The organism is Clostridium sp. C1 (assembly GCF_018223625.1).
GTDB lineage: Bacteria > Bacillota_I > Bacilli_A > Erysipelotrichales > Coprobacillaceae > Allocoprobacillus.
Window position 1 is genome coordinate 2,636,342 of the sequence record NZ_CP073631.1, and the last position, 19,588, is coordinate 2,655,929.

A 19,588-nucleotide genomic window follows, 5' to 3' on the forward strand; every position below is an offset into this window, starting at 1 on the left:
ATGAAGATAGACATGTCTGCCTTTTTTGCATCTATTAAGTAGAAAGAAAGGGAGGAAAAACAAAAATGGTAGGAATTATTCTTGCTAGCCATGGTGAATTCGCTAATGGTATTTTGCAATCAGGATCTATGATTTTTGGTGAACAGCCAGATGTGAAAGCTGTGACATTACAACCTAGCGAAGGTCCTGATGACTTAAAGGCTAAAATTCAAGAAGCTATTGCTACATTTGAAAATCCTGATGAAGTATTATTCATGGTTGATTTATGGGGCGGAACACCATTCAATCAATCTAATGGACTTCTTGATGGTCATGAAGACAAATGGGCAATTGTGACTGGCTTGAATTTGCCAATGCTGATTGAAGCTTATGCTTCACGTATGTCTATGCAAACTGCACATGAAATTGCTAAACACATTGTAGAGGTTGCAAGAGAAGGGGTTAAGGTTCGTCCAGAAACATTAGAACCAGAAAAGAAAGAAGCAACTGTTCAGCAGCCAACACAACCTCAAGGAGCTATTCCTGAAGGAACAGTGTTAGGAGATGGACACATTAAATATGTTTTAGCACGTGTGGATACACGTTTATTACATGGTCAAGTCGCTACAACTTGGACAAAAACAACACAACCAAATCGTATTATTGTTGTTTCTGATTCAGTAGCTCATGATGATTTACGTAAGAAAATGATTGAACAGGCTGCACCACCAGGTGTCAAAGCCAATGTCGTTCCAATTGATAAAATGATTCAGGTTGCAAAAGATCCACGTTTTGGAGCAACAAAAGCTATGTTATTATTTGAAACACCTCAAGATGCCCTTCGTGCAATTGAAGGTGGAGTCGATATTAAAGAATTAAATATTGGATCTATGGCACATTCACTTGGAAAAGTTGTTGTCAATAAGGCAATTGCTATGGGAGAAGATGATGTCAAAACAATTGAAAAATTAAAATCAATGGGAATTACTTTTGATGTTCGTAAAGTTCCATCTGATTCTAATGAAAATATAGATAATCTTCTTAAAAAAGCAAAAGCAGAATTAGCAAAATCTTAAAATAGGGAGGAAAACATAATGTCTTTTATTACAATAGTATTGATTATTATCGTTGCCCTACTTGCTGGTATGGAAGGGATTCTTGATGAATTTCAGTTCCATCAACCATTAGTAGCGTGTACGTTAATTGGATTAGTCAGTGGACACCTTACAGAAGGAATTGTTTTAGGTGGTTCATTACAGATGATTGCTCTTGGATGGGCAAATGTTGGGGCGGCTGTTGCACCAGATGCAGCTTTGGCTTCAGTTGCTTCAGCGATTATTATGGTTTTAGGTTTAGAAGGTGGAACAACTGATGTTCAAACAGCTATTTCAACTTCAATTGCTGTAGCTGTACCACTTTCAGTAGCTGGTTTATTCTTAACAATGATTTGTCGTACAATTGCTATTCCTATGGTTCACTTTATGGATGGTGCTGCTGAAAAAGGAAATATTCGTGCAATTGAAACATGGCATATTTTAGCTATTCTTTTACAAGGTGTGAGAATTGCGATTCCTGCTGCAGCATTATGCTTCGTACCTGCACAAGTGGTAACAGATGCCTTAAATCAAATGCCTACATGGTTATCAGGTGGTATGACTGTTGGTGGAGGAATGGTTGCTGCTGTTGGTTATGCAATGGTTATCAACATGATGTCAACAAAAGAAACTTGGCCATTCTTTGCTTTAGGATTCGTTCTTGCAGCTATTGGTGAATTAACATTAATTGCTTTAGGAGCTATTGGTGTTGCATTAGCATTAATTTACTTAGGATTAAAAGAAAATGGAGGTTCTTCTAATGGAGGAACTGGAGGTTCTGGAGATCCATTAGGTGATATATTAAATGATTATTAATCTTGAAGGAGGACAAGAAAATGGCAGAAAAAATTAAATTAACTAAAAAAGATAGAATTTCCGTTGCTATGCGTCATCAGTTCCTTCAAGGATCATGGAACTATGAACGTATGCAAAATGGTGGTTGGTGTTTCTCGATTATTCCAGCTATTAAAAGATTATATCCTCAAAAGGAAGATCGTATTGCAGCATTAAAAAGACATATGGAGTTCTATAACACACATCCATATGTTTCAGCACCAGTTATGGGGGTTACATTAGCTTTAGAAGAAGAGCGTGCTAATGGAGCAGATATCAATGATCAGGCTATTCAAGGGGTTAAAGTTGGTATGATGGGACCTCTTGCTGGGGTTGGAGATCCAGTGTTCTGGTTTACTTTAAGACCAATCTTAGGAGCATTAGGTGCCTCTTTAGCGTTAAGTGGTAACATTGTTGGACCTTTATTATTCTTCTTTGCATGGAATATTATTCGTATTGCTTTTATTTGGTATACTCAAGAATTTGGTTATAAAGTCGGAACTTCAATTGCACAAGACTTATCTGGTGGATTGATTGGAAAAATCACTCAAGGTGCTTCTATTTTAGGTATGTTTATTATTGGAGCATTAGTTCAACGTTGGGTGACAATTTCATTTACACCTGTTGTCTCTAAAGTTACACAATCAGCAGGAGCTTATATTGACTGGTCAAAAATTACAGGAAGTGCTGAAGGTATTAAATCAGCATTAGAACAATATTCAACTTTAGGAGCAGCTGGATTAAATGTTGAAAAAGTAACAACTTTACAACAGAACTTAGACCAATTAATTCCAGGTTTAGCAGCTTTATTATTAACATTATTATGCTGCTGGTTATTGAAAAAGAAAGTTTCACCTATCGTTATTATCATCGCATTATTTGCTGTTGGTATTCTTGCACGTTTAGCTAGAATTATGTAAAATAATGAAGAATGATGAAAAGCTCAGCTTTCATGCTGAGCTTTTCATAAATAGTAGGAGGGAAACAATGGTACAGTCTTTAAATGCCAAAGTTGATTTAACAATTAAGGCAACATCTTATTTAGGAATGGCTAATTATGGTCAGGTGATGATTGGAGATCATGCTTTTGAATTTTATAATGAAAGAAATGTAAGAGATTATATCCAGATTCCATGGGAAGAAGTTGATTATGTGATGGCTTCTGTCATATTGAAAGGGAAATGGATTCCACGTTTTGCCATCTATACAAAACAAAACGGTTATTTTACTTTTTCAACACGTGATAATAAAGCGACTTTAAGAGCCATTAATCAATATATACCAGGGGAAAGAATGGTGCGTTCTTTAAGCTTTTTTCAGGTTCTTAAGCGTGGATTAAGCAATCTTTTTCATAGAAAGTCAAAATAGATGATTTGGAAAGGTCAATCATCTTTTTTTATTTTTTAAAAGAATTGTTGTTTTTCTAAAATCAGTAAGGATTGAAAGCTATGTGGAAAATATTGACATTGAAAACCTAATTGTTGGCATTGTTTGGCTATTTGTTTAGCAGTTTTTCCAGTATCACAGATAAAATATAGAAGTTTATCATGAGGTAAATAAGGAATTTGACTTTTTAAATCATCCCCAGGAATATTGATAGCATTTTTTAAATGAAGTTGACGAAAAGAAAATTCATCACGTAAATCAATAATGAGAGTTTGTGGATTATAGATATGTTGAAGGATATCATCATACATAAAATCACCACTATTAATATATGTCAATATAATGTGTTGGTGAAACTGTTTTTATAGAATGAGTCAATAAATGACGATTATATGAAGATTATTTTGAGTTCACGTAAAATATAAAAACAGCTTTTTCTATTTTTACAAAAAATGACAATTCTTATTGCTTTAACAATTATAAAAGCAATTGAAAATCAGTTATAAGAATGTTATAATTTGCACATGGAGGGTTGAGAAAAATGGACAAAAAAACAATTAAAGATATTGAAGTCACTGGAAAAACTGTCTTAGTTCGTGTTGACTTCAACGTACCTAGAAACAAAGAAACAGGAGAAATTACAAATGACAACAGAATTGTTGCCGCATTACCTACTTTAAAATATTTGTTAGAACAAAAACCAAAAGCTATCGTATTGTTCTCACATTTAGGTAAAGTAAAAACTGAAGAAGATAAAGCTAAAAATGATTTATCTGTTGTAGCTCCTAGATTATCTGAATTATTAGGAGTAGATGTGAAATTTGTAAACTGTACAAGAGGACCTGAACTTGAAAATGCTGTTAAAGAAGCTAATAATGCTCAAGTCATTTTAGTACAAAATACACGTTATGAAAAAGGTGAAAGCAAAAATGATCCTGAATTAGGTAAATATTGGGCATCACTTGGAGATGTATTCGTTGAAGATGCATTCGGTTCAGTACATAGAGCACATGCTTCTACTGCTGGAATTCCTGCTCATTTACCATCTGCTGCTGGATTCTTAGTTGAAAAAGAAATTGCTTATATTGGAAAAGCTGTAAGTGATCCAGAAAGACCAATGGTTGCTATTTTAGGTGGAGCTAAAGTTTCTGATAAGATTTTAGTTATTGAAAACTTATTAAAGATTGCTGATAAAGTTATCGTTGGTGGAGGTATGACTTATACTTTCATGAAAGCTATGGGACATGAAATTGGTAATTCTTTAGTTGAAGATGATCGTATTGATGTTGCTAAAGAAATTATTGAAAAAGGTGGAGATAAATTAATCTTACCTGTTGATTCAGTAATCAATAATGCATTTGCTGCTGAAGGTGATATTAAAGTATGTGGTGAAGATATTCCAGAAGGATACATGGGATTAGATATTGGACCTAAATCAGTTGAAAATATCAAAGCTGCTTTAGAAGGAGCTAAAACTGTTGTATGGAATGGTCCAATGGGTGTATTTGAAATGGAACCATTCGCTAAAGGAACTATCGCAGTATGCGAAGCTTTAGCAAACTTACCAGATGCTAATACAATTATCGGTGGTGGAGATAGTGCTGCTGCTGTTATGCAACTTGGATATGCTGATAAAGTTTCTCATATCTCAACTGGTGGAGGAGCTTCATTAGAATATATGGAAGGTAAAGTATTACCTGGTATTGCTGCAATTGATGATAAATAATAAGGGGATTATAAAAATGAGAAAACCAATTATCGTAGGAAACTGGAAAATGAATAAAACAATTGCTCAAACAAAAGAATTTGTTGAAGCAGTTGATGGAGCATGTACTGATAAAGCTGATTGGGGAATTGCAACACCATATTTAGCTTTACAGACTGCTAAAGGTGCAGCTCAAAACTTAATTGTTGCTGCTCAAAACTGCCACTTTAAAGATAGTGGTGCATATACTGGTGAAGTCAGTGTTGAAATGTTGAAAGAAATCGGAGTGGAATGGGTTATTTTAGGACATTCTGAAAGAAGACAATATTTTGGTGAAACTGATGAAACAGTCAATGCAAAAATGCGTCAAGTTTTATCAAACGATATGACTCCAATTGTATGTGTTGGTGAAACTTTAGAACAATATGAATCAGGAACAACAAAAGACGTTGTGAAAACACAAACTGTAGCTGCATTTAAGGATGTATGTCCAAATTGTGCGAGTCGTGTTGTTATTGCATATGAACCAGTATGGGCTATTGGTACTGGAAAAACTGCAACTAATGAAATTGCTCAAGATGTTTGTGCATATATTAGAAGCGTTGTTGCTGAATTATATGGACAAGAAGTTGCTGATAAGGTAAGAATCCAATATGGTGGATCAGTTAAACCAGAAGGATTAAAAGCTTTATTAGAACAACCAGATATTGATGGAGCATTAGTTGGTGGAGCTTCTTTACAAGAAGATTCTTATAAAGCAATGATTGCTGCATTAGATTAATGAAAGAAGTGAGTCAACCTGTGGGTTGACTCTTTGTGTATAAAATGTTTTTGATTTAACTTTTCATTGCAAGAATTGAAAAGGTTTACATAAAATGTAAGAGGTTTATTTTTAAAAAATATCTTCTCTTGCTTGTTTTTTCACAAGGAATATAGTATATTTATCGTATAAATATTAATGATGTCGGAGGAAATGTTATGGCAGAAAAAAAAGCTGTAAAAAAAGAAGCCCCAAAGGCTGAATGGACTAATGAACAAGTTGATGCTCATATTGATGAGTTAGTTCAAAAAGCATTAGTTGCATTAGACAAATTTGAATCTTATAGTCAAGATGCAGTTGATTACATTGTTGCTAAATGTTCTGTTGCTGGATTAGATCAACATGGTGTTTTAGCAGAAGCAGCTGTCAACGAAACTGGTAGAGGTGTTTTTGAAGATAAAGCTGTTAAAAACTTATTCGCCTGCGAATATGTAACAAGTAATCTTCGTCACTTGAAAACAGTTGGAATTATTAATGAAGATCCTTTAACTGGAATCACTGAAATTGCTGAACCAGTTGGAGTTATTTGTGGTATTGTACCAACAACAAATCCAACTTCAACAGTTATTTTTAAATCTTTAATTTCATTAAAGACAAGAAACCCAATTATTTTCTCATTCCATCCATCTGCATATGAATGTTCAGTTCAAGCTGCAAAAGTTATCAGAGATGCTGCAATTGCTGCTGGAGCTCCTGAAGATTGTATTCAATGGATTGGTGTACGTGGATCTATGTATGCAACAAATGCATTAATGAATCATCCTAATGTTGCTACAATTTTAGCAACTGGTGGTAATGCAATGGTTAAAGCTGCTTACTCTTGTGGTAAACCTGCTTTAGGTGTTGGTGCTGGTAACGTACCTGCATACGTTGAAAAAACATGTGTATTAAAGAGAGCTGTTAATGATATCGTGTTATCAAAATCATTTGATAATGGTATGATTTGTGCTTCTGAACAAGCTGCAATTGTTGACCAAGAAATTTATAATGAGTTTAAAGAAGAAATTTCTCGTTTTAAAGTATACTGGGTAAACGGTGAAGAAAAAGCAAAACTTGAAAAATATATGTTTGGTGCTGAAGCATATAGTGATAAAGTCAATGAAGTTGGTACAGTTAATGCTGCTGTTGTTGGTAAACCTGCAACATGGATTGCTGAACAAGCAGGATTTAAAGTGCCAGAAGATACACAAATCTTACTTGCTGAATGTAAAGAAGTTGGTCCAAATGAACCATTAACAAGAGAAAAATTATCTCCAGTATTAGCTGTATTAAAAGCAACTTCAACTGAAGATGGTATCAATAAATCTGCTGCAATGGTAGCATTCAATGGTTTAGGACACTCTGCTGCTATTCATACACAAAATCATGATATTGCAGTAGAATTTGGTTTAAGATGTAAAGCTATTCGTGTTATTGAAAATGCCCCATCTACATTTGGTGGAATTGGTTCAGTTTATAATGCGTTCATTCCATCATTGACATTAGGATGTGGTTCTTATGGTCATAACTCAGTTTCTAACAACGTTAGTGCTGTAAACTTATTAAATATTAAGAGAATAGGGAGACGTAACAACAATATGCAATGGGTTAAACTTCCTCCAAAAATCTACTTTGAAAGAAATTCAATTAGATATTTAAGAGATATGAAATACATGGAAAAAGCCATGATTATTACTGATAGAGGTATGTACAATCTTGGATATGTTGAAAAGATTGAAGACGTTATCAGAAGAAGACGTAATAAAGTTGACTTAGAATTATACTTTGATGTAGAACCAGATCCAAGTATTGATACAGTTAACGAAGGTGTTGAATTAATGAGAAAATTCCAACCTGATGTTATTATCGCATTAGGTGGAGGATCTTCAATGGATGCTGCAAAAGTTATGTGGTTAATGTATGAACATCCAGAAGTAAACTTTGATGATATCAAACAAAAATTCATGGATATTAGAAAACGTGCTTTCAAATTCCCTGAATTAGGTAAAAAAGCAAGATTAATCTGTATCCCAACAACTTCTGGTACAGGTTCAGAAGTTACACCATTTGCCGTTATTACTGATAAGAAAGCAAATAAGAAATATCCATTAACTGACTACGCTTTAACTCCAACTGTAGCTATCGTAGACCCAGAATTCGTTATGAGCTTACCACCAGCAATTGCTGCTGATACAGGTATTGACGTATTAACACATGCTGTTGAAGCATATGTATCTATCTTAGCTTCTGACTTTACTGATGGATGGGCTAAACAAGCTGTTAAGATGGTATTTGATTACTTAGATGAATCAGTAAATAAAGGAACTCCAATCGCTAGAGAAAAAATGCACAATGCTGCAACAATTGCAGGTATGGCATTTGCAAATGCATTCTTAGGAATGAACCACTCATTAGCTCATAAGATTGGTGGAGAATGGCACATTCCTCATGGACGTACAAATGGTATCTTATTACCACATGTTATTAGATACAATGGTACTGTTCCAACTAAATTAAATATCTGGCCAAAAATTGAAAACTATAAAGCAGATGTTAAATACATGGAATTAGCTCAATTGATTGGATTAAATCCTAAGACTCCTGAAGAAGGTGTCAGAATGTTTGCTGATGCTTGTGAAGAATTATGCGTTAAAGTTGGTGTAGCAACTAACGTTAAATCACAAGGTATCGACAAAGCTGCTTGGGAAGAATCAATTCATAGAATTGCTATGAATGCTTATGAAGATCAATGTACTCCAGCTAACCCAAGAATGCCAATCGTTAAAGATATGGAAGAAATCTTACGTACAATTTATGATTATGAATCTAAATTTGCAACTAAAGATGCAAAATAAAAAATAAAAGCATGACCCATGATGGTTATGCTTTTTTTCTTACAAATATGAAAAAATATTGTATAATAGATGTATATGAAATGGAGGTAATAAAAATGGGTTTTCCAAAAGATTTTTTATGGGGTGGCGCAGTAGCTGCCAATCAGTGTGAAGGTGCATATCTGGAAGATGGAAAGGGTCTTTGTGTACCAGATATGTTATTGGGTGGAGATGTGAATACACCAAGAACATTTTTACCTAAAACAGATCCAACAGCATTTTATCCAAGTCATGAAGCTATAGACTTCTATCATCACTATAAAGAGGATATCGCTATGTTTGCTGAAATGGGATGGAATGTCTTTAGACTTTCTATTAACTGGGGAAGAATTTTTCCAAATGGGGATGATGAAGAACCTAATGAAGCAGGTTTAGCATTCTATGATAAAGTATTTGATGAATGTCATAAACATGGCATGGAACCTTTAGTGACTTTATGTCATTATGAAATTCCTTGGAATATTGTGACAAAATATAATGGCTTTAGTGACCGTCGTGTCATTGACTTGTTTGTAAAGTATGCCACAACATGTTTTGAACGTTATAAAGATAAGGTAAAATATTGGCTGACATTTAATGAAATTAATATTGCTTGTATGGGTGAAGGTGGTATTGGTAACTTATATGGATTAGGTATGATGGAACCAGAAGATGTTCAAGCTGATCATCGTATTCCACTTACAGAATTAAAATCTAATAATCAAAAAATGTTTGAGGCTTTACATAATGAATTTGTTGCTAGTGCTTTAACTGTCAAAGCAGGGCATAAGATTAATCCTAATTTTATGATTGGAAATATGATTGCTCATACAACTGTTTATCCATTAACACCAAATCCAAAAGATGTTTTAGCTGCTTTTGATGAAGATAATTTTAAGAATAATTTCTGTGGTGATGTTCAAGTGCGTGGTGAATATCCATCATACATGTGGCGTTATTTTAAGGAACATGGCATTGATACATCATTTATTAGCGATGAAGATAAAAAAATCTTAAAAGAGGGGACTGTAGATTTCTATACTTTCTCTTATTATCAATCAAATTGTATAACAGTTGATAAAGACGCACAAATGACTCAAGGTAATATGACTGTAGGGGCTAAAAATCCATATCTTGAAGCCAGTGACTGGGGATGGCAGATTGATCCTGATGGATTACGTTATACATTGAAATTATTAAATGGACGTTATCCACATACACCATTAATGATTGTAGAAAATGGTTTAGGGGCATTTGATAAAGTAGAAGAAGATGGATCTATCCATGATGATTATCGCATTGCTTATTTAAGACCACATATAGCTGCAATGAAAGAAGCTATTGAAGATGGTGTTCCATTAATTGGTTATACAACTTGGGGTCCTATTGATCTTGTTTCTGCAGGAACAGGGCAATATGCAAAACGTTATGGTTTTATTTATGTAAATAGACATGATGATGGAACTGGAGATTTTTCAAGAAGTCGTAAAGATTCATTTTATTGGTATAAAAAAGTTATTGAATCAAATGGTGAAGATTTAGATTAAGTAAAAAAAGGACATATCAGCAGTATATGTCCTTTTCATATTCATATGTTAGCGTATCTTTATTTTTTCCAATCTTCCAGCATTTTAAGAGCTTGGTCTAAAACTTTAGCACCATCCATCATACCATAAGTACGCATATCAATAACATCAACAGGGATAGCGTTTTTCACTTGTTCTTTGATAGATTTTAAACGGAAACGAACTTGAGGACCAAGTAATAAAACATCACAAGGATCAGCAGCATATTCTGTTGTTAGAGCTGTTTCACTGATTGCCCAAATTTTCGCATCCAAACCTCTTTCCTCAGCAGCTTTTTGCATTCTTGTTACAAGTAAGCTAGTTGACATACCAGCACTACATGCTAACATAATTTTAACCATTTTCATATTCCTCCTTATTTATTTCATTCTATAATATTATTATACACCCATTCACCATTTTATGAAATATTAAAGATGGAATTTCATAAAATTGTTGACTTATGAATAAGACTTGATTACCATAATAAAGAAAATAAAAGTAAAGGAACAGAAGTATGAAAAAGAAAGATATTATTTTTATTATAGGTTTATGCATTGTCATTGGCATTATGTATCTTGTTTATGAACTTACACAAAAGGAGAAAAATGGTGAAATAGAAGTTTATTATCATAATGAAGTGATTGAAACAATTGATATATCTAAAAATCAAACCTATACTTTTGAAGGTGATTATGGTGTTTTTCATTTGGAAGTGAAAGATCATCAATATCGTGCAATAAATGTTGAATGCCCTAATCATGATTGTGAAAAAGTGGGATGGGTCAAAGAAGGGAGTTCACGCTCTATTATTTGTGCACCTAATGATATTTATGTGATTCAACCGGATCTGGAATCTTCATATTAACTTATTTTCATGAGGGATTAATCAAATGTTCACATAAAATTCATACCATCACGTTATGATAAAATTGTCTTAAGACAAGACATATAATATCAAATATAGACGACTCTCTCCCTATAAATTATCGTCTATAAATAAAGAAGAACGTTTTCCCCACGTTCTTTTTTGTTTGTAAATATAAAAGTTCACACAAAGTTCTCATAAAATTCACAGTAAATTCATATGACTAAGTTAATATATAAATGTCTTAAGACAAGACATATAATATCAGATATAGACGACCCCTCTCCCTATATTATAAATTTCGTCTATATATAAAAAAGAACGTTTCCCCACGTTCTTTTTTTATATAATTTGAAAGTGTTTTAAAGCGTTAAATATACCATGATTATCAGTATCTGTTGTTATATAAGAAACTTCATGAAATAAAAGGGGATTGCTGTTACCCATAGCTACAGAATCATGAGTATATTTTAACATTGGAAGATCATTTGTTGAATCGCCAATACTGATAGTATCTTTTATTGTATATCCAAGATGATCAATGATATATTGGATGCCTGAAGCTTTAGAATAAGGGAAAGGGACGATTTCTAAAAAATCGATATCTCTTTGAATAATATGGAAGTCATCCTGTAATTCTTGTTTAAAAGATTCAATATCAGTATGAGGTTGATACCAGATTGTTAATTTATCAAAGGAAACATCATCATGAGAAGTAAAACTTCCTGTGTGAAAACCGATGTCTTGATAATGTTTTTGGATAGATTGAATAAAAGGGTGCTTCAAATTTTTAGAAAAATAAACACCATCATAGCCTTCCAGCATAGCATCAACTTGATATTGATAAATGCTTTGAATCACTTTATGTTTCAGATTAGTACTTAATTGAGCATGAAATAGGGGTTGTTGATGGTATTGAATGTAAGTGCCACAACCACAAATATAGCCATCAAATGGAATGTCTGTAATCATTGAATCAATGGTAGAAAATGGACGGCCAGTGTTAATGAAACAAAGATGTCCATTGGCTTGAGCCTGTAAAATGGCTTGGATTGTTGATGGAGGAATTGTTCCTGTTTTTTCATCAATTAATGTTCCGTCTATATCAAAAAAGATAAGTTTTGTCTGCATAAATATTTCTCCTTTTTTCATATCATAAGCTTTCTAAAGAATATGGTCAAGAGATAATGATGATGTTGTATTGCGAAAAAATTATCTATATGATATACTTTTTTAAACTATGAGAGGGGTAGATAGAGATGTATAAGATTTTACACAAAGAAAAATTAAATGATGTTGTAGAGTTGATGGTAGTTCATGCACCCCATGTATCTAGAAAATGTGAACCGGGACAGTTCATTATTTTAAGGGTTGGAGAAGATGGTGAAAGAATTCCATTGACAATTGCTGATTATGATAGAGAAAAAGAAACAATTACAATTATTTATCAAATTGTTGGGTATTCTACAAAAGCATTGGCATTGTTAAATGAAGGTGATGAAATTACAGATTTTGTAGGTCCATTAGGAGAACCAACAAAATTACATGCTTCTAAACACGTTGTCGGTGTTGCAGGGGGTGTTGGAAGTGCCCCACTTTATCCACAATTAAGAGCGTTAGCACAAATGGGTGTTGATGTTGATGTTATTATTGGTGGTAGAGAAGCTCAATATGTTTTATGGGCTGATGAATTTAGAAAATTCTGTAAGAATGTTTATATCACAACAGATGATGGGTCATTAGGTCAAAAAGGATTTGTCACACAAGTTTTAGCTGATTTAATTGATCAAGGAGAATCTATTGATGAAGTCATTGCGATAGGTCCTGTACCAATGATGAAAGCGGTTGTTGGCGTTACAAAGCCTCATAATATCAAAACTTCTGTTTCATTAAATCCGATTATGATTGATGGAACAGGTATGTGTGGATGCTGTCGTGTAACTGTAGATGGAAAAATTAAATTTGCTTGTGTTGATGGACCAGATTTTGATGGATTACAAGTTGATTTTGATGAATTGATGGCACGTCAAAGAATGTTTAAAGAAGAAGAACATCAAATGGATGAACAAGCCAATCGTATGTGTAATTTAATGGGAGGTGTCAAATAATGCCAAATATGTCATTGGAAAAGGTGAAAATGCCTGAGCAGGAACCTCAAGTGAGAAACCAGAATTTTCAGGAAGTTGCCTTAGGATATACAGAAGAACAGGCAATGGAAGAAGCAACAAGATGTTTAAATTGTAGACATAGTCCATGTAAAAATGGGTGTCCTGTAGGTGTTCCTATTCCTGAATTTATCAGTGAAGTTGCAAAAGGTCATTTTGAAGAAGCCTATGAAATTATAACTCAAGAAAATGCTTTACCTGCCATTTGTGGGCGTGTTTGTCCTCAAGAAAATCAATGTGAAGGAAAATGTGTCAGAGGAATTAAAGGTGAGTCTGTTGGAATTGGACGTTTAGAAAGATTTGTTGCAGATTATCACCGTGATCATGGAAAGAAGAAAGAAAATCATATTGAAAAAAATGGTATCAAAGTAGCTGTAGTTGGAAGTGGACCAGCTGGAATGACTTGTGCTGGAGAACTTGCGAAAAAGGGATATGATGTTACTGTTTTTGAGGCTTTGCATAAAACAGGAGGCGTTTTATCATATGGTATTCCAGAATTTCGTTTGCCTAAAGATTTGGTACAAAAAGAAATTGATGGGGTAGCTGATTTAGGTGTTAAGTTTGAAACAAACGTTGTTGTTGGACGTTCCATAACAATTGATGAATTACAGGAAGAAGGCTATGCAGCTATCTTTGTAGGAAGTGGAGCAGGGCTTCCTCGTTTTCAAGGGATTCCGGGTGAAAATTTAAATGGTGTTTATGCCGCTAATGAATTTTTAACACGTGTCAATTTGATGAAAGGTTACGAATTTCCAAAGCATCCAACACCAGTGAAAATAAGTGATACTGTGTGTGTGATTGGAGCAGGAAATGTTGCGATGGATGCAGCCAGAACAGCAAAACGTTTAGGAGCTAAAAATGTTTATATCGTCTATCGTCGTGGAGAACAGGAAATTCCTGCCAGAGCTGAAGAAGTGCATCACGCTAAAGAAGAAGGTATCATCTTTAAGTTGTTAACAAATCCGGTTAAAATTGAGGGAAAAGATGGATGGGTTCATGCTATGGAATGTGTAGAAATGGAACTGGGAGAACCAGATGAAAGTGGTAGAAGAAGACCAGTTGTCAAGGAAGGTTCAAACTTTGTGATTGAAACAGGAACTGTTATTGTTTCCATTGGACAAAGTCCAAATCCATTGATTAGACAGACAACACCGGGCTTAGATACACAAAAATGGGGTGGAATTATTGTTGATGAAGAAACAATGAAAACATCTAAGGAAGGTGTCTATGCTGGTGGCGATGTCGTGACTGGAGCAGCGACTGTTATTTTAGCAATGGGTGCTGGAAAAAAAGCTGCCCAAGCTATTGATGAAGCTTTAAAACAGAAATAAATAAAAAGCGATTAGAGTCTTTCTAATCGTTTTTTTGCACAGCTTTACATGATTCTCTTTCCACCAGATAACAAGGAAGTTGAATACGCATAGGTAATAGTTTGGTATGATCTTTAATTGCCTGATGGAGAAGTTTTGCTCCAAATTGCCCCATATCAAAGGCTGGAGCGTAAAAAGTTGTAAGTGGTGGATATGTATAGTTACTGGCATCAATATTATCAAATCCAATAATAGAGATATCTTCTGGAATATGGAATCCATAATCATTTAAAGCTTTCATAGCCCCCATCGCAATAGGATCACTCGCCGCAAAGAGAGCTGTTGGTAAATGATGGGATTGAATCATACTTACCATCATCGCATAACCAGATTCACTTGTAAACTCTCCTTCTAAAAGATAATCTTCATATTCTAATTGATACTCTGTCGCATATTTGATAAATGCCTGTTTTCTGATATCTTCATAAGCTAAACCATCATCTAGATATTCAATAGCACCTAAATAACCGATTTTATGATGACCTAAGTTCTTTAGATATGTTAAAGCTTGTTTTAAAGCTAAATCAAAATCTAATACAATCGAACATTCTTTTAAATTTTCGTAATCCATATCTAACAAAATAATAGAATCATTATATTTTTTTAATGTTTCAATATGTTTTTTACTAAATTTTCCTAAACAGATAATCCCATCAATACCTTTTAAAGATTTTTCAATATGAACATCATCTTTAAAAATTCTCCTTAATATAATACCATTTTTTGCACAATAGTCTTCTACACCATGACGCAAAGTTAAATAATAAGGATCATGGATTTCCTGTTGTAAAGAATACCATTGAATTAAACAGATATGAATGTTTGGATCATTTTTTTTCTTTTTATGATATTGAAGTTTTTTGGCAGCTTCAAGTACATTTTCTCTTGTCTGGGGAGGGACACTTAGAGTAGGATCGTCATTAAGAATACGTGAAACTGTCGCAATTGAAACATCTGCCAGTTGGGCAATATCTTTTAAAGTGGCCATAGTTACCTCCTTATTTTCTTTATTATATAGGAAAATACTTGAAAATGCTATGAAATTTCAAAGAATATCTCAATAAGTAAAAATTTACTTAAATAATAAGTAAAAAATATTTGAAGTTTTCTAAGAAGCGTGGTATGGTATAGGTAGATAATGAGGAGGACAAAATATGAACCATGCAATTAATCAGTTAATACAATATGGATTAGATCGTCAGTTAATACAAGAAGCTGATAGAGATTATGCAACAAATTTATTACTGGATTTGTTAAATATGAATGAATTTGAAAGAGAAGATATTCATGAAGTGATTGGTGATTGTACACCCATTTTAGAGAAAATGTTAAATTATGCAGTTGAACAAGGCATCATTGAAGACAGCATTGTAGAAAAAGATTTATTTGATACACGTCTAATGAATTGTTTAATGCCTAGACCAAGTGAAGTTGTGCAGACATTTTATCGCCGCTATGCACATTCACCAAAAAAAGCAACACAATATTTTTATAATCTTTCCATTGATTCCCATTATATTCGTAAAGATCGTACTGATCAGAATATTCGTTTTCAAAAATATTATAAATATGGTTTAATAGATATCACGATTAATTTATCAAAACCAGAAAAAGATCCTAAAGATATTGCGAAAGCAAAACTTGTCAAAACAAGTGGTTATCCAAAGTGTTTATTATGTAAAGAAAATGTAGGATTTAGTGGAGATTTTAATCGTCCTGCCAGACAAAACCACCGTATTATTCCATTGAAATTGAATGGGCAAGACTATTATTTTCAATATTCACCTTACGTTTATTATAATGAACACTGTATCGTTTTCAATAAAGAACATATTCCTATGGTGATTAATCAAGATACGTTTCAACATCTTTTATCCTTTGTTGAACAGTTTCCTCATTATATGTTAGGTTCTAATGCGGATTTACCGATTGTTGGAGGATCAATTTTAACACATGATCATTTTCAAGGTGGATGTTATGAATTTGCAATGAATAATGCTGATGTGATTCAAACATTAACATTTGAAGATTTTCCTCAATCAAAGATTGAGATATTGAAATGGCCACTTTCAACGATAAGAATAACTTCTTCCAATCCACAGGAAATCATTGATTTTGCTTCAAGAACGTTGAAAGCATGGAAACATTATTCTAACCCTGCTTTAGATATTCTCTCACATACAGATGATATACCACATAATACTATCACTCCTATCGCAAGAATGAAGAATCAACAATATCAAATGGACCTTGTTTTAAGAAATAATCGTACATCTCAAGAATATCCAGATGGTATTTTCCATCCTCATGCATCTTTACATCATATTAAAAAAGAAAATATAGGATTGATAGAGGTGATGGGATTAGCTGTTTTACCAGCCAGATTAAAAAATGAACTGGAATTATTAAAAGATTGTTTATTACAGAAAAAACAAATTAGAGATTATCCTGAATTACAAAAACATGAATTATGGTATAATGAAATCAAAGAACAATATCAAATTCAAGAAGATAATGTAGATGATGTTTTAAAAACAGCCTTGACAATAAAATTTGTAGAAGTTTTAGAAGATGCTGGTGTTTTTAAGATGAATGATGAAGGTATTGATGCTTTTTGTGACTTTGTTGAATCATTACGTAAGGAGGAAGATAATCATGATTGAAGTTATTCAACATATTGATGATCGCATTGATATGATTGCGATGAAAAATGAACAATTAGAAGTTGTTGTATCTAATTATGGATGTACAATTATCAAAGTGATTATGGCTGATAAAAATGGTCATAAAGATGATGTTGTTTTAGGATATGATGATTTTACACAATATCAGACTTTAGATGCCTATTTAGGAGCATTGGTTGGAAGGGTTGCAAATAGAATTAAAAAAGGTGAATTTACACTTCATGGACAAACTTACCATTTGGCTGTGAATAATGGACCTAATCATTTGCATGGTGGCATCAAAGGATTTAGTTATCAAGTTTTTGATTATACGATTCAAGATGACCATACACTTGTTTTCCATTATTTATCACCAGATGGACAAGAAGGGTATCCTGGTGATTTGGATTTGACGGTGACTTATACATTAATCGGTGATACTTTAAAGGTGCACTATCAAGCAACATCTACAGCTGATACATTGATTAATATTACAAATCACTCTTATTTTAATTTGTCAGGACATAAAGAAAACATTTATCAGCATACTTTACAGATTCATGCACCCCAATTTGCCTGTGTTGACTCCGATGGTTTAACAACTGGTGAATTGAAAGATGTTGCAGAAACACCATTTGATTTTAGACAAGCTGCCTTTATTGGCGAAAGAGTAGAACAAGAAGATAAACAATTAAAAATTGGAAATGGTTTTGATCACCCGTTTTTATTTGATGTCAATGAAAATCAGGTTATTTTGACACATCCATCAACGGGAAGACAGTTAATTGTATCAACAACGTTACCACAGGCTCAAATATATACAGCAAACTTTTTAGATGGGCGATTAGGAAAATATGGAGAACGTTATTATGCAAGAGATGCTATTTGTATTGAAACACAAAATATGCCTGATGCGATTCATTTAGAAAAACAACCAACAACAATCTTAAGAAAAGGAGAAACTTATGATGAAACAACATCATATCAGTTTAAAGTGATACAATCATGAAAAAAGCAAGTTTAGTTATTCAAGATATTCAAAATAATGTATATAATGATATGTTATTAGATGTTTATATGGATTTACAACAACTAGAATATCAAAAAGCAAGATATATTCAAGCTATTGAAAAATTTATAGAGCTTTATGGAGATCAGGAGATTACGATTTATAGTACACCTGGAAGAAGCGAGGTTTGTGGAAATCATACTGATCATCAACATGGTGAAGTATTGGCTGCAGCTATTAATTTAGATATTATTGCAGTCGTTGCAAAAGATGATACAAAGATTAAAATTTTATCTGATGATTATGATATTGCAGCCATAGATATCAATGATATAACTTTAAGAGAAAATGAAAAAGAATCATCAGAAGGATTGATTCGTGGTATTCTGGCAAGATTTCAGCAGCTCAATTACCAGACTGGTGGTTTTGTGGGCTATATGACAAGTGATGTTTTGCAGGGATCTGGATTATCTTCTTCGGCTGCATTTGAAGTCATGATTGGAACGGTTCTTTCTGGTATGTATAATGATATGAAAGTAGACCCTGTCACAATTGCAAAAATTGGTCAATATAGTGAAAATGTTTATTTTGGTAAACCATGTGGTTTGATGGATCAATGTGCATGTTCAGTGGGAAGTTTGATTCACATTGATTTCAAGGATGATGATAATCCTGTTGTAGAAAAAATAAATGTTGATTTTCCACGTTTCCATCATAGTTTGTGTATTGTTGATGTTCATGCTTCACATGCTGATTTAACAGCAGATTATGCTTCTATTCCAGAAGAATTAAAAGAAGTTGATCATTTCTTCCATCAGGAATATTTAAGAGATGTGAGTGAAGAAGATTTCTATAATCATCTCACTGAAGTCAGAGAAGCTACAAATGATCGTGCTGTTTTAAGAGCTATTCATGTATTTAATGAAAATAAACGTGTTCAAAAAGCTGTTCAATCATTAAAAGATGAAGACTTTGATGCCTTTAAACAAGTTGTCAAAGCTTCAGGAGAAAGTTCATTTAAATATCTTCAAAATATCTATTCTAATCATTATGTTGGTCAACAGGCTGTTTCTTTAGCTCTTGCATTATCAGAAGATATTTTAGATACACATGGAGTTTGTCGTGTTCATGGTGGTGGTTTTGCTGGAACAATACAAGCTTTTGTAGAAGATGATTATGTTGAAACATATAAACAAAGTATTGAAAAATATTTTGGTGAAGGAAGCTGTCATATTTTAAAGGTTAGAAAATATGGTGGTATGAAAGTTATTGATTAAG

General features: G+C 33.3%; 18 protein-coding genes. 14 read left to right on the forward strand and 4 right to left on the reverse strand.

Going from position 1 to position 19,588, the window contains the following annotated elements; genetic code table 11:
* Window positions 1-65: 65 nt before the first annotated feature.
* From KEC48_RS14075 to KEC48_RS14090, 4 genes are all read left to right on the forward strand, one after another.
* Window positions 66-1,055 carry a PTS sugar transporter subunit IIB gene (locus KEC48_RS14075; RefSeq protein ID WP_129736073.1) on the forward strand — a complete coding sequence of 330 codons (990 nt, stop codon included), beginning with the start codon at window positions 66-68 and terminating at the stop codon, window positions 1,053-1,055.
* 18 nt (window positions 1,056-1,073) lie between these two features.
* On the forward strand, window positions 1,074-1,889 hold the full coding sequence (locus tag KEC48_RS14080) for a PTS mannose/fructose/sorbose transporter subunit IIC (RefSeq protein ID WP_211963137.1): 816 nt from the start codon (window positions 1,074-1,076) through the stop codon (window positions 1,887-1,889).
* Window positions 1,890-1,909: 20 nt separating this feature from the next.
* Window positions 1,910-2,827, forward strand: coding sequence for a PTS system mannose/fructose/sorbose family transporter subunit IID (locus tag KEC48_RS14085; protein WP_129736067.1), 918 nt, complete (start codon window positions 1,910-1,912; stop codon window positions 2,825-2,827).
* 67 nt (window positions 2,828-2,894) lie between these two features.
* The gene (locus KEC48_RS14090) at window positions 2,895-3,275 is read left to right on the forward strand and encodes a DUF956 family protein (RefSeq protein WP_191340890.1); all 381 of its coding nucleotides are present in this window, start codon (window positions 2,895-2,897) and stop codon (window positions 3,273-3,275) included.
* A 35-nt stretch (window positions 3,276-3,310) separates the two neighbouring features.
* On the opposite strand, the gene KEC48_RS14095 is transcribed toward KEC48_RS14090, so the two are convergent.
* Entirely contained in the window at window positions 3,311-3,604 is a 294-nt protein-coding gene (locus tag KEC48_RS14095; protein ID WP_211963138.1) for a rhodanese-like domain-containing protein, read from the reverse strand.
* Window positions 3,605-3,834: 230 nt separating this feature from the next.
* Between KEC48_RS14095 and KEC48_RS14100 the strand changes: the two genes are divergently transcribed.
* The 4 genes from KEC48_RS14100 to KEC48_RS14115 all read left to right on the forward strand — a co-directional run bounded on the left by KEC48_RS14100 (window position 3,835) and on the right by KEC48_RS14115 (window position 10,217).
* Window positions 3,835-5,019 (forward strand): phosphoglycerate kinase, encoded by a 1,185-nt coding sequence (locus KEC48_RS14100; RefSeq protein WP_211963139.1) that lies wholly within the window; start codon window positions 3,835-3,837, stop codon window positions 5,017-5,019.
* A 16-nt stretch (window positions 5,020-5,035) separates the two neighbouring features.
* Window positions 5,036-5,779: a triose-phosphate isomerase gene (gene tpiA / locus KEC48_RS14105; protein WP_211963140.1), complete on the forward strand. Its 744-nt coding sequence runs from the start codon at window positions 5,036-5,038 to the stop codon at window positions 5,777-5,779.
* 197 nt (window positions 5,780-5,976) lie between these two features.
* Window positions 5,977-8,652, forward strand: coding sequence for a bifunctional acetaldehyde-CoA/alcohol dehydrogenase (gene adhE / locus KEC48_RS14110; RefSeq protein WP_211963142.1), 2,676 nt, complete (start codon window positions 5,977-5,979; stop codon window positions 8,650-8,652).
* Between the two features lie 95 nt (window positions 8,653-8,747).
* Window positions 8,748-10,217, forward strand: a complete 1,470-nt coding sequence (locus tag KEC48_RS14115) for a glycoside hydrolase family 1 protein (protein ID WP_349291038.1) — start codon at window positions 8,748-8,750, stop codon at window positions 10,215-10,217.
* Window positions 10,218-10,276: 59 nt separating this feature from the next.
* On the opposite strand, the gene KEC48_RS14120 is transcribed toward KEC48_RS14115, so the two are convergent.
* Window positions 10,277-10,597 carry a PTS sugar transporter subunit IIB gene (locus KEC48_RS14120; protein ID WP_087357636.1) on the reverse strand — a complete coding sequence of 107 codons (321 nt, stop codon included), beginning with the start codon at window positions 10,595-10,597 and terminating at the stop codon, window positions 10,277-10,279.
* 155 nt (window positions 10,598-10,752) lie between these two features.
* Between KEC48_RS14120 and KEC48_RS14125 the strand changes: the two genes are divergently transcribed.
* Entirely contained in the window at window positions 10,753-11,103 is a 351-nt protein-coding gene (locus KEC48_RS14125; protein WP_211963151.1) for a NusG domain II-containing protein, read from the forward strand.
* A 342-nt stretch (window positions 11,104-11,445) separates the two neighbouring features.
* Here the strand turns inward: KEC48_RS14125 and KEC48_RS14130 are convergent, their stop codons facing one another.
* Window positions 11,446-12,234, reverse strand: coding sequence for a Cof-type HAD-IIB family hydrolase (locus tag KEC48_RS14130; RefSeq protein WP_211963153.1), 789 nt, complete (start codon window positions 12,232-12,234; stop codon window positions 11,446-11,448).
* A gap of 128 nt (window positions 12,235-12,362) precedes the next feature.
* Here KEC48_RS14130 and KEC48_RS14135 point away from each other — a divergent pair, with 128 nt between their 5' ends.
* Together KEC48_RS14135 and gltA are read left to right on the forward strand one after the other, a co-directional pair.
* Window positions 12,363-13,211, forward strand: coding sequence for a sulfide/dihydroorotate dehydrogenase-like FAD/NAD-binding protein (locus KEC48_RS14135; protein WP_205089728.1), 849 nt, complete (start codon window positions 12,363-12,365; stop codon window positions 13,209-13,211).
* Window positions 13,211-14,599 (forward strand): NADPH-dependent glutamate synthase, encoded by a 1,389-nt coding sequence (gene gltA, locus KEC48_RS14140; RefSeq protein ID WP_211963155.1) that lies wholly within the window; start codon window positions 13,211-13,213, stop codon window positions 14,597-14,599. The genes KEC48_RS14135 and gltA overlap by 1 nt, the downstream gene beginning before the upstream one ends.
* Window positions 14,600-14,621: 22 nt before the next feature.
* Here gltA and KEC48_RS14145 read toward each other — a convergent pair whose 3' ends face one another.
* A complete protein-coding gene (locus KEC48_RS14145) occupies window positions 14,622-15,626 on the reverse strand; it encodes a LacI family DNA-binding transcriptional regulator (RefSeq protein ID WP_087357631.1) in 1,005 nt (334 codons plus the stop codon).
* A gap of 166 nt (window positions 15,627-15,792) precedes the next feature.
* On the opposite strand from KEC48_RS14145, the gene KEC48_RS14150 reads away from it, so the two are divergent.
* Genes KEC48_RS14150 through KEC48_RS14160 form a run of 3 tightly spaced genes read left to right on the forward strand, consistent with a single transcriptional unit; the run spans window position 15,793 to window position 19,587 of the window.
* Entirely contained in the window at window positions 15,793-17,301 is a 1,509-nt protein-coding gene (locus KEC48_RS14150; protein ID WP_211963158.1) for a UDP-glucose--hexose-1-phosphate uridylyltransferase, read from the forward strand.
* Window positions 17,294-18,310 carry an aldose epimerase family protein gene (locus tag KEC48_RS14155; protein ID WP_211963160.1) on the forward strand — a complete coding sequence of 339 codons (1,017 nt, stop codon included), beginning with the start codon at window positions 17,294-17,296 and terminating at the stop codon, window positions 18,308-18,310. Before KEC48_RS14150 ends, KEC48_RS14155 begins: the two co-directional genes overlap by 8 nt.
* On the forward strand, window positions 18,307-19,587 hold the full coding sequence (locus KEC48_RS14160; RefSeq protein WP_211963162.1) for a galactokinase family protein: 1,281 nt from the start codon (window positions 18,307-18,309) through the stop codon (window positions 19,585-19,587). Before KEC48_RS14155 ends, KEC48_RS14160 begins: the two co-directional genes overlap by 4 nt.
* The last annotated feature ends 1 nt before the right edge of the window (window position 19,588 follow it).

Coding starts and splice junctions, on each gene's coding strand:
- KEC48_RS14100 (WP_211963139.1), top strand. CDS start 3,835: ATGGACAAAAAAACAATTAAAGATATTGAAGTCACTGGAAAAACTGTC.
- gltA (WP_211963155.1), top strand. CDS start 13,211: ATGCCAAATATGTCATTGGAAAAGGTGAAAATGCCTGAGCAGGAACCT.
- KEC48_RS14135 (WP_205089728.1), top strand. CDS start 12,363: ATGTATAAGATTTTACACAAAGAAAAATTAAATGATGTTGTAGAGTTG.
- KEC48_RS14080 (WP_211963137.1), top strand. CDS start 1,074: ATGTCTTTTATTACAATAGTATTGATTATTATCGTTGCCCTACTTGCT.
- KEC48_RS14150 (WP_211963158.1), top strand. CDS start 15,793: ATGAACCATGCAATTAATCAGTTAATACAATATGGATTAGATCGTCAG.
- KEC48_RS14125 (WP_211963151.1), top strand. CDS start 10,753: ATGAAAAAGAAAGATATTATTTTTATTATAGGTTTATGCATTGTCATT.
- KEC48_RS14160 (WP_211963162.1), top strand. CDS start 18,307: ATGAAAAAAGCAAGTTTAGTTATTCAAGATATTCAAAATAATGTATAT.
- KEC48_RS14075 (WP_129736073.1), top strand. CDS start 66: ATGGTAGGAATTATTCTTGCTAGCCATGGTGAATTCGCTAATGGTATT.
- KEC48_RS14115 (WP_349291038.1), top strand. CDS start 8,748: ATGGGTTTTCCAAAAGATTTTTTATGGGGTGGCGCAGTAGCTGCCAAT.
- KEC48_RS14095 (WP_211963138.1), bottom strand. CDS start 3,604: ATGTATGATGATATCCTTCAACATATCTATAATCCACAAACTCTCATT.
- KEC48_RS14145 (WP_087357631.1), bottom strand. CDS start 15,626: ATGGCCACTTTAAAAGATATTGCCCAACTGGCAGATGTTTCAATTGCG.
- KEC48_RS14155 (WP_211963160.1), top strand. CDS start 17,294: ATGATTGAAGTTATTCAACATATTGATGATCGCATTGATATGATTGCG.
- tpiA (WP_211963140.1), top strand. CDS start 5,036: ATGAGAAAACCAATTATCGTAGGAAACTGGAAAATGAATAAAACAATT.
- KEC48_RS14090 (WP_191340890.1), top strand. CDS start 2,895: ATGGTACAGTCTTTAAATGCCAAAGTTGATTTAACAATTAAGGCAACA.
- adhE (WP_211963142.1), top strand. CDS start 5,977: ATGGCAGAAAAAAAAGCTGTAAAAAAAGAAGCCCCAAAGGCTGAATGG.
- KEC48_RS14120 (WP_087357636.1), bottom strand. CDS start 10,597: ATGGTTAAAATTATGTTAGCATGTAGTGCTGGTATGTCAACTAGCTTA.
- KEC48_RS14130 (WP_211963153.1), bottom strand. CDS start 12,234: ATGCAGACAAAACTTATCTTTTTTGATATAGACGGAACATTAATTGAT.
- KEC48_RS14085 (WP_129736067.1), top strand. CDS start 1,910: ATGGCAGAAAAAATTAAATTAACTAAAAAAGATAGAATTTCCGTTGCT.